9 protein-coding genes are annotated in these 14,527 nt (G+C 56.7%); 3 read left to right on the top strand and 6 right to left on the bottom strand.

Features of this window, described 5'->3' with window-relative positions; genetic code table 11:
- Position 1: 1 nt before the first annotated feature.
- From bcsC to bcsR, 6 genes are all read right to left on the bottom strand, one after another.
- Positions 2–3,481, bottom strand: a complete 3,480-nt coding sequence (bcsC, locus tag LCF41_RS00350) for a cellulose synthase complex outer membrane protein BcsC (RefSeq protein ID WP_225086421.1) — start codon at positions 3,479–3,481, stop codon at positions 2–4.
- Positions 3,463–4,578: a cellulose synthase complex periplasmic endoglucanase BcsZ gene (bcsZ, locus tag LCF41_RS00355; protein ID WP_225086422.1), complete on the bottom strand. Its 1,116-nt coding sequence runs from the start codon at positions 4,576–4,578 to the stop codon at positions 3,463–3,465. The genes bcsC and bcsZ overlap by 19 nt, the downstream gene beginning before the upstream one ends.
- Positions 4,579–4,584: 6 nt before the next feature.
- The gene (bcsB, locus tag LCF41_RS00360; protein ID WP_225086423.1) at positions 4,585–6,912 is read right to left on the bottom strand and encodes a cellulose biosynthesis cyclic di-GMP-binding regulatory protein BcsB; all 2,328 of its coding nucleotides are present in this window, start codon (positions 6,910–6,912) and stop codon (positions 4,585–4,587) included.
- A 74-nt stretch (positions 6,913–6,986) separates the two neighbouring features.
- Entirely contained in the window at positions 6,987–9,686 is a 2,700-nt protein-coding gene (bcsA, locus tag LCF41_RS00365; RefSeq protein WP_225086424.1) for a UDP-forming cellulose synthase catalytic subunit, read from the bottom strand.
- Complete coding sequence (gene bcsQ / locus LCF41_RS00370; RefSeq protein WP_225086425.1) at positions 9,683–10,420, bottom strand: cellulose biosynthesis protein BcsQ; 738 nt, start codon at positions 10,418–10,420, stop codon at positions 9,683–9,685. The genes bcsA and bcsQ overlap by 4 nt, the downstream gene beginning before the upstream one ends.
- Before the next feature lie 2 nt (positions 10,421–10,422).
- Positions 10,423–10,632 (bottom strand): cellulose biosynthesis protein BcsR, encoded by a 210-nt coding sequence (gene bcsR / locus LCF41_RS00375; RefSeq protein WP_225086426.1) that lies wholly within the window; start codon positions 10,630–10,632, stop codon positions 10,423–10,425.
- Between the two features lie 336 nt (positions 10,633–10,968).
- On the opposite strand from bcsR, the gene bcsE reads away from it, so the two are divergent.
- Genes bcsE through bcsG form a run of 3 tightly spaced genes read left to right on the top strand, consistent with a single transcriptional unit; the run spans position 10,969 to position 14,424 of the window.
- Positions 10,969–12,546 carry a cellulose biosynthesis protein BcsE gene (bcsE, locus tag LCF41_RS00380; RefSeq protein ID WP_225086427.1) on the top strand — a complete coding sequence of 526 codons (1,578 nt, stop codon included), beginning with the start codon at positions 10,969–10,971 and terminating at the stop codon, positions 12,544–12,546.
- Entirely contained in the window at positions 12,543–12,761 is a 219-nt protein-coding gene (gene bcsF / locus LCF41_RS00385) for a cellulose biosynthesis protein BcsF (protein ID WP_225086428.1), read from the top strand. The genes bcsE and bcsF overlap by 4 nt, the downstream gene beginning before the upstream one ends.
- Position 12,762: 1 nt before the next feature.
- Positions 12,763–14,424 (top strand): cellulose biosynthesis protein BcsG, encoded by a 1,662-nt coding sequence (bcsG, locus tag LCF41_RS00390; protein WP_225086429.1) that lies wholly within the window; start codon positions 12,763–12,765, stop codon positions 14,422–14,424.
- Positions 14,425–14,527 lie beyond the last annotated feature (103 nt).

The raw sequence follows: 14,527 nt of genomic DNA on the forward strand, positions 1-14,527 counted from the left end.
ATTACTTAAAGTCCGCGTACGGCGTGAGCGGCTGTGGCGGGCTGTCGAGATCGCCTTGCCAGCCGGAAGCGGAGTAGCGCAGGTAGAGGAGGCCGTGGCTTGGGGTGTAGTCCTTCGCCTGTTGAATGTCGATACCGACACCCAGTGTCCAGTGTGAGCTGAGGCGTCGTTCGACGACGGCACGTGCCGTATAGCCGAAGCCGGAACTGCTGCTGCCTTGTTCAATGTTGTCTCTGTCGGTGAGCGCGGTGTTACCCAGCAGGCCAACCAGTGGGTAGCGACGCTGGTTTTTCGTTGACGAATGGGACCACGACAGCGATCCACCGAGCTCCCACGACCAGTTTTCCGTCCTCTGTCGATAGTTCACCGGCACACCCAGCGAGAAATATTGCTGCGGGCTGTAGTAACCGCCCTGACCGAGCGAGTAACCGCTGAGATCTTTCTGGTAGCGCCACCACATACTGTTCAGGCCGACCGTGACGCGGCGGTTATCCTCGTTAATCAGCTTGTAGTAATACCCTGCCATAGCGCGGGCGCGGTCATTATCGGCCACGTTTTTACCGGTGATTTGGTGGACGCTGAAATCACTCCAGACACCGTGCGCTTCGCCCCTGTCGTAGCTCAACCCAAGGCTGACGCCTGTGGCGCGCACGCCACCCCAGGTAATGCCGGTGCCAGGGTCTTTAGTGCCGCCGAATGCCAGCAACGAGCTGGAGATGGGACGGCGCGAGGCCGTCGCAGTCCAGCCGATTTGCCGCCAGTCACCGCTGTAGCTTGCGCCCCCGACAATATCGACCACGTCGAAGCCGAGCGGCGTGGTGCCGATATCCGCTGACCAGCGATCATTCTTCCAGCCTGCGGCGACGCTGGTGCCGGTCGTTTTCTGCGATTTACCGCTGAAGCAGTCCTGTGCGGCGCAGGTTCCGAAGGTTTCCCGGTAGGCGCCGTTGCTGCCCGTTGAGAAGGAACCGGCGTTCATCTGCATGGTATCGGTGCGGAAGAAGGCGCGGCCATCGTACAGCGGCATGTCTATCTGCAACATGGTGTCGTGGGCGCTCAGATCGGAAATCCCGCCAGTGCCGCTCGAACGCCAGTAATCGTGGTCAAGGGTGACGGTAATATCCTGCTGACGATACAGGTCTGCCGCATCGGCGCGGATGCCACGTTGCAGCCAGTCGTCTCCTGCATGATTGCGCGTCAGCCGGGTATAGTCATCGTCGGTTTGCGGCAGCGTCGGTGTGATGCCGCTGGCGACCATCGCTTGCTTATAGTCCTGCTGTGCCTGTTCAGGCTGAGACTGTTGCTGCTCAACGCGTGCCGCATCGCGATAGACTAGAGCCTTGGTCTGACCGACGGACTCTTTCTGCGCGTCGATTTTTAGCTGGCGGAAAAGCGCCGTCGATTTTTGCGGATTGCCTACCGCTTGCCAGGCGTTGGCGACGCGCCGCTGTGCGTTGAGAGTGTCCGCGGCCTGCGCGGGGAGCTGGTTCAGATGCTGGCGCGCCTCATCTTGCCGACCCTGCGCGATAAACGCATCGATCTCACCCAGCTGTGCATCGGGGTTCTGTGGTTCTCGTGTGCGGATGCGTTGATAATCCGCCAGCGCCGTCGCATATTCACCCCGTGCCAGCGCCCAGTCTGCCAGCAACAGATCGATACGGGTGTCAGATGGTTGCTGGCGCAGGAAAGCAATGGCGGCGGGTTCGTTACCTGCATCGCGCATCGCTTCCGCTTTTGCCAACGTGGTCTGCATTGCCAGGCGCCGGGATAAATCACGCATGTCGTCGCTCCACTGTGCGGCGGGCAGCGTGTTCAGGTGAGCGAGCGCTTGCTCGTCGCGATTGGTGGATGACAGGTAAAGCGAGTAAACGTAGTTCTTCTCCGCGCTGGCCGGTGGCACGGCCGTCGCGCGCTGCACCACGCTGTCTGCCTGCTGCGTTTTTCCCTGTTGGCGCAGCGTCTGGGCATAGTGATAGGCCAGCCACACATCGTTTGGATCCTGCTGGTTCGCCTGACGATACTTCTCCTCAGCCTGCGCCCACTGCTGCTGCTCTGCCAGCCGGTCTGCCTGCTGTTTCAGGATATCGAGTTGCAGTGCGGCAAGCGTTTCCCGCATTGCATTCTGCTGGCTGCGCGGCAGGCTGTTGAGGTAAGTGAGCGCTTTCTCCGGTGACTGGCGTTGATAAATACCAACCAGACCGCGTAAGGCGCTGTCGTTGCCGGGTTCAAGGCGTAACGCCTGCTGATAGAGCGGCAGGGCGACGGCATCGTTTTGGCTGGCAACGGCGACATCGCCCAGACCAATCAGCGCATAGGGATTGGTGTTATCCATCTGGCGTGCCTGCTGATATTTCTGCCGTGCCAGCGGTAAATTATTGGCTTTTAGCGCGTTATCGCCTTCCGCAATGGTGGTCCAATATTGCGTGCTTTGAATCAGCCCTTCCCATTTGCCGCTGTTCAGGTGATTAACATCCGCCTGCAATGCTTTCTGGAACTGTGCCAGCGCTTTTGCCCGATCGCCCGCGCGCAGGTAAACCAGACCCACCGCGCCGATCAGTTCAGGATCGTTTGGCGTGGCGGCCAGTGCCTTATTCAACTCGCTAAGCGTGGCGCTGTTGCCGCCGCCGCTTTCAACCTGCGCCAGACTGTGGAGACGTGCCTGATAGGTGGGGTCGGCCAACATGCCCTGCTGGCGGTTGAGTTCTTTGCGTGCGGTTTCCGCCTGTTCACCGTCATTAAATACTGTCAGGAAGCGGTTGAGCTCCGCCACGCTCTGCGGTGTGACCGGCATCCGGCCAATAATTTCCAGCCATAGCGACGCCGCCTGGCTGCGTCCGACGGGGTCGGTAGATAGCTGTTTTAGCAACGGATAGGCCTGTTCGTTGCGATCCTGGCTGAAGAGCAGGCGTGATAACACCATACGCAGCGGAACGTTGTCAGGGTAAACCTGATCCAGCGCTTCCAACTGTTTGATCGCGAACGGTTCCTGATTCGGTAAACGAGAAACCAGCCGCCAATACTCCACAGCGAGATCGAGTGTGGGTGGCTCGCCGTGAAAGAGCGCGTCGTACTGCGCTTTGGCTTCCGTATAGCGCCCGGCGGTAGACAGCAACCGCGCCTGCTGTAACTGTTGACGTGCGGTTTCCTGTGTCAGTGCCAGCGTCATCTCTGCCTGTCGATAAACGGCAGAATCGGGAGCCACGGCCTTCAGCTTGTCCAACTGCTGGCGTGCCTGTGTCTGATCGCCTTGACGCAGCGCCAGCCGCAGTTTGGCGGCGATAACGTCGGGACTATCCGGGTCGATCAGCTCCAGCCGATAAAGTGACTGGCGCACGAGATCGTCTTTGTTGCTGGCTTCCCCCAGACGCACCTGTTCCATCAGAAATTGCTCTGGCGACGCGGTTTCCGCGCTGTATGCCTGCGGCGCAGCAACCAGCAATAACGGGAAGATGCGCAGCCAGTTTACGGTGTTGTTGTGCATTGGCTGCCCCGAGACGGTAAAAGTTGGCCTTGTGAAGTGAAACGATAGCGCTTCTGATCCCATCCCTGACCAAAGAGCGTCAGAGAGGCGGAGAAATACGCATCGTCCCCCGGTGGATTGTCGGCGAGCCGCTGTCGCTGGGCAGCTAGCGCGTCTGGTTGACGAGAGAGCATCGGCAGCAGCGAGGCGGAAAAGCCTACCGATCCCTGTCCGGTAACGGCACCTGTCGCGGTATCCGTTTTTTCGGGCGGCAGACCTTGCTGGATAGTCTGCTGAATCATCGGCTGGAACTGTTTGACCAGTTCGGTTTTTCCTCTGCTGCTGTCGGCCATCATCCCTGCCCACAGATAAACGCGGATGGCGTCGTAGCTGCCGACGTTGGGTTTAGTGGTATCGGGCTGCCACCCCTTATCTTTTTGCCAGATGACCCAATCCGGCGAGAATCCTTTCGGCGCGGTTTCCAGCAGCAGGCGTTGCGTGGTGCGCTGCATCGCTTTCCATTTCTCACCCAGCGGAGCAAATCGAGCCAGCAGCTGTGGCGGAAGGTAGCTCGGGTTCAAGCGCCAGCTCTCTTTCTCTGCGAAGCCCACTTTGCCGGGCAATAGCATCACGCCCAGTCCCGGAATATGAACGACCTCTTCCTTGGCGATACGTGCGAGCAGCGCGGTACCGACTGTCTGATAGCGTGCTTCTTTCCACAGTCGGCCAGCTTCAAGCAGGCTATAGGCAATCCACAGGTCGGCATCGGAAGCAGAGTTCGGATCCAGCACCGTCCACTGCTTATCCTTGTTCTCTCCCCACAGCCAGGCAGGCAGATGAGCGCTCAAATCACCTGCGGACAGGTTGTTTTCCGTCCATTGCAACAGCCGATCAAACATCACGCGATCGTTGGCGACCAGCGCAAAGAACATAGCGTAGCTTTGTCCCTCGGACGTGGTGATTTTGTTGGGTGTGGAGGTATCAATCACCCGTCCTTCCGCGCTGATGTAATGCTGCTTGTACTGCTCCCAGGCTGGCCAGTCGCAGACGGCGGCGGTGGCCAGGGAAGTCCATAGCCACAGCAGCGTGGGGATCAGGTAGCGCAGCACGCGTGGCATGGTGCGTTAGTCCCTTTCATCCGGCGACAGGCGACGGCGACTGAAGAATTTCAGGCCACGCCACAGCAGCCAGGCAACAATAATGACGGTAAGGGTCGATATGATGGCCAGCCAGACGGGGTGCTGTGCCAGAGCGTGCCAGATGCGCTCCCACCACGGCAGATGGCCGACGTAATAAATGTCTCCGACGCGGAGATTATTGATGCCCGATTCGCGGATGACGGAAACGGAACCGAATAGCGACGCTCTTTTTTCGCTGTCGATCAGCGCGTTATTGAGTAGCGTATAGCCCTGTGGGCTATCGGCCAGCAGCGCGACAACGCTACGCTGGTCGTGATACGGAGACTGGAAGCCGATAATCGCCGACATCGGCCCGTCACCGCTGACGGTGGTTTTGCTGTCTGGCTTCGCGTCAGAGGCAGGCGACCCCGTATCCGGGACTGCGGTCTGGCGCGTTGGTTGCTTAATCCAGCTTTGCGTTTGCTCGACCAGCAGGTTGATTTTGCTGTCATCGTGCAGCGCTGGCGGGATAGCGCCGATCATCAAAATATCGCTGTCCTGCTTGTCGACTTGCGTCCAGTCATCGCTGAGCTGTACCGCCAACGCCGGGTAGCCGGTTTGTGCCCCGATGTTACCGATGGCGTTTAGCATAGCGCTGACCTGAGCCGGCTGTGGCTGCTTGTTCACCAGTACCAGCGTTTGTGACAGGTCAGCCAATCGGCTGAACGGATAGCCAGCATTGGCAAAGGCGCGCAGATCCGGCATCGCCATAAAGTGGCGGTAGCCAGAGAAGTTAATCGTCGAGTTGCTGTCGATAACGGCGTGATTCACGACCGGCGTATAGGTTTCACAGCGGTCAGCGGTGCCGCTGGAGAGCAGCGTGGTGTAGTTGAAATCAAAGCGTAACTGGTTGGTTGTGCCCAGTTTCAATGCCGGAATGGACAGGCTCTTGTCGGAATCCCATAGCCCCTGCGTTAGCGGCAAGCGCATTAATAAAGAGTTCTGATTGTGCTCCGGCGCCAGCGAGAAGGCTTGTACAAACTGGTTGTTCAGGTTGATGCTCAGACGTGAACCATCCTGAACTTGCGGGGCAGTGTAGCGGTATTTCAGGCGCATATCGATGCCCTGACTGTGGATCAGGAACAGATCGGGCGGCAGGTTCATGGTGAGTGAAATCGGCCGGGGCACGATACCGTCGGTTTGCAGTTGTTCGTTATATTGCTGAAGCTCGGCGAAGGTCATCGGACGGTCGGTGCGAACCCAGTTGGGCGCATCATACGGCTGGCGTGGGGCAAGCTGTTCGACCTTATTGATGGTGACGCTTTGCCCACGGAACAGTGTGTTCCCCTGAGCGATGCCCTGCACGGCGGTGAGCAGTTCATTGTCATCACGCCCCTGAACCAATAGCAGCTTGATGTGCGGATCGTTGGGATGGCTGATGATCGATACCGTTGGTCCGTTCACGGCGGGAGTATCACGCAGGAAATCCGGCCGCTTCTCGTTGGTAGCGAACACAATACCGTGACTATTCGGCAGTTGGTTGAAGAGGGCAGGGAAAGACTGACCGCGCCATTGTGCTTTGCTGCCAAACCACGAGGCGAGTACCGCGGCGGCACGCTGTTGCACCAGGTCCGGCTGGTCGGCAAAGACAATAGGCAGCGTTAGCGGACGGGTATCGCGGCTGTCAAAAAACGGCGCAGGGAACGGCGACAGATCGTCCTTCAGTGTCAGCTTCTGGTATTGCAGGTTGAGCGCGCTGGCTTTGCTGACATCCAACCACAGGCTGGTGCTGGCTGGGTTTTCGCAGATGTTCTGATAATGGCCGACGAACACCAATTGCAGGCGGTTAAAGTCCGTGATGTAGCGCGGATCGATAGGCATGCGCACGCGGTTGGATTTCCCCATCTGCTCTTTGCTAATCGTGGTGACGCCCATGAGCTCATTGTTCAGGTAAACCTTGATATGTGACTCGGTGGGGATCAGCGCCGGTGACGGGGTAAATTCGAGGTCGAGAGAAGCCTGTGTGACCACTTCGTCGCTGCGAACGCCGAACTCAATCTGCCCGTTGGGATCGATACCGCGCAGCGCAAAGGTGCCTGGCGCAGGCGCGATTTGCGCAAAAGGCAGCATCACGTTGCGCACGGCGGCGTTGGTCGCTGGTTGCGCCAGAGGAATCGCTGGCATCGTCGTCGCTGGCGCTGCGGTGGCAGCGTTGGCAGGCGGCTGGGTCGCGTCCCCCGTAGCCGGTGTTTGTGCGTGCGGCGCGGTGACAGCCTGAGATAATGAGCTGACGCCTAAAGCCAATGCGGTGAACCAGATTATTTTTTTCGTCATCGTGTCATCATCAATGTTAAGGGTCTTTCTCGTTGTCGGAAGAAAGACCGTTGATCACGGCCTGTGAATGGCAATCAAGCCACTGTCTTTTCTGCAAACAGGTTCTCTTGTGCAAATCGCATTTCATGGGCAAATGGCGTCTTGCCCTGATGGACGGTTTTTTCCGGCAACACCGTGCCCGGCTGATCTGTGACGGTGCGTTTTCCTACATAGCGCGGGATGAATGACACAACCCAGACCACAATGTTGAGGAAGGCCAGAATAATGTTGCGTATGACGGGCGGTGCGTAATCCGCCAGACGCAGGTAGCCGCGAAAGCCGAGGGCGAGTACATCAACCAGACTTTCGACCGGTTTATCCTGCGGGAAGCTGTCTTGCCAGAGCGCCCAGGTATCGGCGCGGGCAAAGGTACACTGAATGAAATCAATATGCTGGCGGATGGTCAGATTGGCCATGCGCAGGCCAATCTTGTTATCGAACGCGCGGGTGACGCTGAAAGGGAAGGCGTATTCCTGCTGGCCGCGTTTTAGCAACAGCGAGACGTTATCCCCGACCTGAAGAATGCCTGATTCACGGGCTTCAACGCCGACGCCGCCATCGGAATAGTCGCGCAGGACGCAGGGGAAAAGATGGCCATCAGCACGAAGGAGCGCGGCGGACATCGACATCTCCACTCGGTGTGCCTGACGAACCTGTTTGGCTTCTACCGCAACCGCGACGGCTCCCCCTAAAATGGTCATGTTGTAGGCGACCCAGATCAGACTGATGAGCACTGTCATGATCTCTTCCGGCGGCCCGTAAATCAGACGCCAGATGCCGTACACCACGCCGGCGATATTTAGCAGCACCAGCACCAGATAAGGCCGCGTGATCACCCAATCGACATGCTGTTCTTCAACCAGCCCACCTTTGGCCGTCACGTTGAATTTCCCTTTGTGTGGGTTAAACAGCGCCACGGTAGTCGGGCGGGCGATGTACCACGCCAGCACGGTTTCATAGATCTCACTCCAGAACGAGTGGCGGTAGCGCCCCTGAACGCGTGAGTTGGTCAGGCTGGCATGCACCATATGCGGCAGCACATAGAGCGCGATCGCTAGCGCCGGGGCGAAAATGATATAGGCGTGCAGCAACAGAAACGCCAGCGGCGCAGTCAGAAAGATTAGCCGGGGAATACCGGACAGAAAGTGCATCATGGCGTTGGCATAACATAGCCGTTGCCCCAGCTTCAGCCCTTTGCCAAGCAGGGGATTGTCCAACCGGAAGATTTGTACCATGCCGCGCGCCCAGCGAATGCGTTGGCCGATGTGAGCGGAGAGGCTCTCGGTCGCCAGCCCGGCGGCCTGTGGAATTCGAATATAGGCCGAGCTGTATCCACGACGATGCAGGCGCAGCGAGGTGTGCGCATCCTCCGTGACCGTTTCGACCGCGATACCGCCAATCTCGTCCAGCGGTCTACGCCGCAGGATGGCGCAGGAGCCGCAGAAGAACGTGGCATCCCACATGTCGTTACCGTCCTGCACCAGACCGTAGAACAGCGTGCCTTCATTGGGGGTACGGCGGAAGCGGCCCAAATTGCGTTCGAACGGGTCGGGTGAGAAGAAATGGTGCGGCGTTTGCAGCATCGCCAGCTTTTTGTCTTTGAAAAACCAGCCCATGGTTAATTGCAGGAAGGAGCGGGTTGGGACGTGGTCGCAGTCGAAAATGGCGACGAATTCGCCTGTTGCCTGCTTCAGCGCGTTGTTGATATTCCCGGCTTTGGCATGTTCGTGCGTGACGCGGGCGATGTAATGGACGCCGACTTCTCTGGCGAAGGCTCTAAATTCATCTCGGCCGCCGTCATCCAGAATATAGATATTGAGCTTATCCTTCGGCCAGTCGATACCCAGCGCGGCATACACCGTCGGTTTCACAACGCTCAGCGGCTCATTATAGGTCGGGATCATCAGATCGACGGTCGGCCACGTTTTGCTGTCTTCCGGCAGTGAAATCGGGTGGCGGTTCAGCGGCCAGATCGTCTGGAAATAGCCCAGAACCAACACGACCCAGGCATAGGTTTCTGCCGCCAGCAGTAGCATGCCGCAGATCAGGCTCAGCGGATCGTCCCAGTTCAGCGTTTCGGTGTAGCGCCACCACAGGTAACGGCAGGAGACGGTGAAAGAAAGGGCGATCATCATGAGCGTTGGCATACGTCCCGGCATGTTACGCACGAGCATGGCGATGCCCCACAGCAGCGTCATGAAGATAAACTGTGACAGCAAATCAAACGGCTGCGTGATGCACAGTAGTGCCAACGCCGCGCACAGCAGGCTCAGTATCACCGTCACCAGCGTTTGTATGCTGTTCGTTTTGGCGGAAGCTGAATCACTGTCTTCGCGATCGTCCATATTCGCGTGGCTAAAGCGGTCGAACAGCGCTTGTTGCGCGTTCATGTAGCGTTGCCGCCAGCGCGGTAGCGCGGAGAAGACATTGCGGCGTGATGTCGGCAACTGGCCGTTTTTGATGATCAACAGCCACAGACCCTGCGTCAGGTAGCGAAGCATATCGGCCGGACGTGGGCGTTGAGGCGAAATGTGGGGGAACCAGTAGGTTTGCTGCGCGCGAATCTGTTGCCACCCCTCAGACTCCAACCGCAGAAAAATCCAGCCGAGTATCGCAAACAGCGTGGCGAAAAAGGCGGCAAAGGCGGAAGCGCCCTGCTGACGATAGCCGCGGTAGCGCTGCTGTATCGCCTGTCTGGCGGGGGGGACGAGAAAGAGGCGCAGGATCCCGCTCATACGCCGCTTTCCTTAACGTGAATCAGGCACCAGTTTGCCAGCGTCATGATCTCTTCCGCAGCAACGCTGTCCGGGCGGCATTCACCCAGCGGCTGTTTCAGCATCAGCGATTCTGCCAACGCTTCGTCGCGGTGTACCAGCAGCGGCAACAGGTGTGAAAGCGTGTGCAGCCAGAGCTGGTGTAAATCCTGCTGGAGCGTGCTGAGGGGGGAAAATTGATTCACCAGAAAATGACACTGACGCGGCAATACCTGCTGATGTAAGCGTGAGTGGCAGTTGGCATCCGCCACCACCACCTGAAAAACGGTGTTCGCGGTGGCTAACGCCTGCCGTGTGAGCGGGCTATTGTCCGCCGGGACATCGATCAGTACCCAACGATGGCGACCCGCCGCGCTGAGCTGCGCCAAATTCTTTTGCCAGGTAGCAGGGTGCTGGTGGTAATGCTGTTGGAGCGTGGCGATTTCCTGCGTGTTCAGGCGACCAAACGGCAGAAAATCCAGTCTGGGCAGATATTGCATCGCGCCGGTTTGCCACGGTGCGCCGTCGGCTTCCGCCCGCGCCCAGCCACGGCGCTGCTCAAACGGCATATTAAAATTAATGCGCAGCAAGTTGTCCGGCGAAAAATCAATCACCAGCGCGGATTCACCCAGCCGCTGGAAGGCCCACCCCAGTGCAGCGGCTATCGAGGTGGTGCCCACGCCGCCGCGGATTCCCTGCAATGCAATCACGGGCATCGTCAGTCGCTCCCGGCCGGTTCTTTTAATTCATCCAGCAGCGGCCAGCGAGCCATCATTTGGCTCAGACGCACCTGACGGGCGATATCGATATAGTTTATTTCAGGTAAAGAAAAGGCCTGACTGAGAACCCGCAGATCGTCATCGGCTCTTGCATTTTCGGTTAAATCGGCGTGTGCGCTGGTATTTATACGAGTCGGTTCGTTATTCATTCCATGCCTCTGAAATAGGCTATCCATTATCATTGAGATTGATAAAGGGAAACATCTGCATGGCAGATGTGGTGCTTCTTTTGCATCCATAACAGACAGTCTGGTAGATGAAGGTTTACGCCTCTGCTGTCTTTAATCAGGAGTCAGGTGTGCCAATTAACTATAGCAATGAATTCATGATTGCAATGTGAATAGGGAAAAATAGTAACGGGTGATTTATCAACGGATAGGAATAATTCATAACGTACAGTTGTGATCCCACAAGGGGCTGCTAGAGTTTATTTTGGCTGCATATTTAAGGTGGAATTTCGCCATTAACGGAAAAGAAATCAGTCTATGAAGCAGAACTTTTCATTAGGTATTCGTGACCTTTGGGATGAACTGGCTACGCTCCAACTGGCTGGCTTTTATTGGGTAAATATCGATCGACAGGTTGATGCCGCATTATTTTGTCAGCAAATCATACATGGCCAGAATAACGACGCGAGAGTGACGTTAATAGGCTGTGGAGAGCGATCTGATGCGTTGTTTACTGATGAAATAAATATTACCGAAACAAAACAACTATCTTGCTACATATTACCGGAAAATAAAGCCGCGTTGCTGAATTTAACCGATGATTTAATGCGCGCATTACGCCCCAAAAATCGCCTTCTGGTGCTTTATGCACCCGCTAGCCTGTGGCGGGATATTTCGCCGGACAGGCTGCAACGTTGGATAGATGACACGGCGGCATGGCTACATCAGCGCCAGTGCACGCTGGTGGTGATCGGCCACAGCAGCGGCGTAACCCGCCTGAGGAATATGCTGATTTCCCAACATCGTGGGCTCTATGGTTTAGCCAGCCTGCAATGGCAACAGGATCGCGCCCAGTATCTGGTGTCATGGTGGGCAACGGAAAGAGGCGTACGGGCGAATAAGGTACAGATGCTGCAATCCGGTAATGACGGATGGCACATGCTGAAGGAAGAGGAACCGGTACTCACGCCGTCTCTGGATGACGATGGGCTATTCCTGATGGAAAAGAGCGTAATGGAAGGGGCGCCTGCGCTGTCAGAAAACTGGCAACTGCTGGACGACAACGCCATTTTGGTACAAACCGGCATGTTGACGAATTCGGCTACCCTCGTTTTTGCGCTCAGCCAAACCAGCCAGGTGGATACGCTCGTCAAACAGGTTCATAGCCTGCGGCGGCAGCGTGGCGAATTGCTGAAGATTGTGGTGCGCGAAATGAAGCCTTGCCTGCGTGCCAGTGACGAGCGCCTGCTGTTGGCATGTGGCGCCAATATTATTGTCTCCCATTCCGAGCCGCTATCCCGTTTTCTGGCGCGGATCGAAAGCGTGCAAGGGCAGCGCTTTACCAAGCATGTTCCTGTCGATGTCGAGGTCTTGCTGACCACCATGCGGCCGCTACAGATTAAGGGCTATCAGCCTCCCGAGACCTTTCGACAATCTGTGCAGATGTTGATTGATAGCACGCTCATGCCAGAAGGCAGCAAAGGCGTGCTGGTCGCATTGCGTCCCGTGCCGGGCGTAAGGGCGGCGCAAGCGTTGACGCTGTGCACGCTACGGCGCTTTGGTGATGTCGTCACGATCGCGCAGGGGCGGCTGTTTTTGTTCCTGTCCAATTGCCGCCTGAATGAGCTGGATATTGCGCTGAAATCCATTTTCCGCCTGCCGGTAGATGAAGCGTTCAGCAATCGGATTGTCTGGTCACAAGACCTGCAGATTCTGGCAGAAGTTAAATCGCTGGTGCAGGAGGATACGCTGGGTCAGGAACAGCAGATTAACGATTATGTTCAATTGCAGCAGGCTGAATCTACACCACACAGCCAGACGCCGCGGCGTGAACCCATTGCGATTGATTTACTGAAACCTGATTTACTGGCCCGCGCACCGGGAGAAGCGTCATGAACCTGATGGATATCGTTCAACTGGTGTTATTGAGCGCGGTCGTCTTCTTTACGCTTGGCTATCTGGCGCATCGTGTGATTCCCAACTGGCTTCAGTACTGGAAAAACAGGCTGCTGTCGCCACGCTACCTGAAGCCTGCGAGCATCTGGATGCGCAGTTCTTCTTCAACAAAGACGGTCTCAACCAAGCCGACTTCAGCAGAGACTAAAAAATAAAATGGACGAAAAAACACGTACTCAGCAAAATCATACGCAAAAACAGCAGAACCTATGGCGCTACTGGCGTGGACTCGGTGCCTGGAATTTATATTTTTTGCTGAAATTTGCCCTGCTATGGTTTGGCTACCTGAATTTTCATCCGCTGCTTAATCTGGTCTTTCTGGCGTTTCTGCTGTTCCCTATCCCCAACGTCACGCTGCACCGCTGGCGGCATATTATTGCTATTCCGCTCGGTATCGGACTGTTTTACCACGATACCTGGTTGCCGGGCATCAGTAGCATTCTCAGCCAGGGAACGGAGGTTGCTGGCTTTAGCGCGGCCTATTTGCTGGAGCTGTTAAATCGCTTCATTAACTGGCAAATGGTTGGCGCGGCGGTGGTCATTAGCGTGGCTTACTTGTTCTTCGCCCAGTGGATTCGTATTACGGTGTTTACTGTGGTGGCACTGGCGTGGTTAAACATCGTCAATCTGGCTGGCCCTGCCGTGTCGCTGATGCCCGCGGTATCGACGACGTCCGCCCCCTCGGCGGCAGCGTCTCCAACGGGAGGCGATGCCGCGTTGCCCGAAGCGACATTACCGCCAACGAACGCGAACCTAACGGCTTATCTGAACCAGTTTTATACGCGAGAAAAAGCGCGAACCACGGCGTTCCCTGCCGCGCTGCCGCAGGATGCACAGCCTTTTGATCTCCTGATTATCAATATTTGTTCGCTGTCGTGGTCGGATCTGGAAGTCGCGCAGTTGGACAATCACCCGCTGTGGAAGAAGTTCGATATCCTGTTCCGTCAGTTTAACTCTGCCACCGCCTATAGCGGACCGGCATCTATTCGTCTGCTGCGCGCAAGCTGCGGCCAGCAGTCCCACACGGATTTGTACCAGCCAGTGAATCAACAGTGCTACCTGTTTAGCAATTTGGTGAAGTTGGGCTTTGAAGAACAGCTGATGCTCGATCACTCCGGCGTCTTTGGTAATTACCTGCGTGAGGTGCGTGAAGAGGGCGATATTCAGATCCCAATGCTGTCGCAGGAGGGAATCAGCCACCAGATTACCTCGTTCGACGGCGAGCCGATTTATAACGATCTGGAGCTGTTAAATCGCTGGCTGGGCGATCGGGATAAAGCGACAACGACGCGCAATGCGACCTTCTTTAACCTGATTCCGCTGCATGACGGCAATCGCTTTGTCGGCACCAATCAGTCAGCGGACTATGCGCCACGTGCGAAGATTTTGTTTGACCAGTTGGATGCGTTTTTTGACGAGCTGCAAAAATCCGGTCGCAAGGTGATGGTGATTATGGTGCCGGAACACGGTGCGGCGCTGGCCGGGGATAAGATGCAAATGTCCGGGCTGCGCGATATTCCCAGCCCGCGCATCACGCATATTCCCGTCGGTGTGAAACTGTTTGGTCAACAGGCGCCGCATCAGGGTGACGCGCTGGAGATTACGTCACCGAGCAGCTATCTGGCGATTTCGGAGCTGGTGGCGCGAATGGTGGACGGCAAAGTGTTCACGACCCCTTCCATAGACTGGCAAACGCTGACGAGCGCGCTGCCGCAAACGGAAGCGATCTCGGAAAATGAGAACGCTATCGTGATGCAATATCAAGGAAAACCCTACATTCGTCTGAACGGCGGAGACTGGGTGCCGTACCCGCAATAACCTCATCTTGTGACGCGATCGGGCAAGCGAAAAGCTTGCCCGATTTTTCTTCCGGTTGTGCCCGCCACCTTCTGTCTGTTACCGAATAGCGATACTGGCTTAT

This window comes from Pectobacterium colocasium, from assembly GCF_020181655.1.
GTDB lineage: Bacteria > Pseudomonadota > Gammaproteobacteria > Enterobacterales > Enterobacteriaceae > Pectobacterium > Pectobacterium colocasium.

Bases quoted from the DNA above. Each gene is read 5' to 3' on its own strand.
- bcsG (WP_225086429.1), top strand. From the start codon at position 12,763: ATGGACGAAAAAACACGTACTCAGCAAAATCATACGCAAAAACAGCAG.
- bcsC (WP_225086421.1), bottom strand. From the start codon at position 3,481: ATGCACAACAACACCGTAAACTGGCTGCGCATCTTCCCGTTATTGCTG.
- bcsF (WP_225086428.1), top strand. From the start codon at position 12,543: ATGAACCTGATGGATATCGTTCAACTGGTGTTATTGAGCGCGGTCGTC.
- bcsR (WP_225086426.1), bottom strand. From the start codon at position 10,632: ATGAATAACGAACCGACTCGTATAAATACCAGCGCACACGCCGATTTA.
- bcsZ (WP_225086422.1), bottom strand. From the start codon at position 4,578: ATGCCACGCGTGCTGCGCTACCTGATCCCCACGCTGCTGTGGCTATGG.
- bcsQ (WP_225086425.1), bottom strand. From the start codon at position 10,420: ATGCCCGTGATTGCATTGCAGGGAATCCGCGGCGGCGTGGGCACCACC.
- bcsB (WP_225086423.1), bottom strand. From the start codon at position 6,912: ATGACGAAAAAAATAATCTGGTTCACCGCATTGGCTTTAGGCGTCAGC.
- bcsE (WP_225086427.1), top strand. From the start codon at position 10,969: ATGAAGCAGAACTTTTCATTAGGTATTCGTGACCTTTGGGATGAACTG.
- bcsA (WP_225086424.1), bottom strand. From the start codon at position 9,686: ATGAGCGGGATCCTGCGCCTCTTTCTCGTCCCCCCCGCCAGACAGGCG.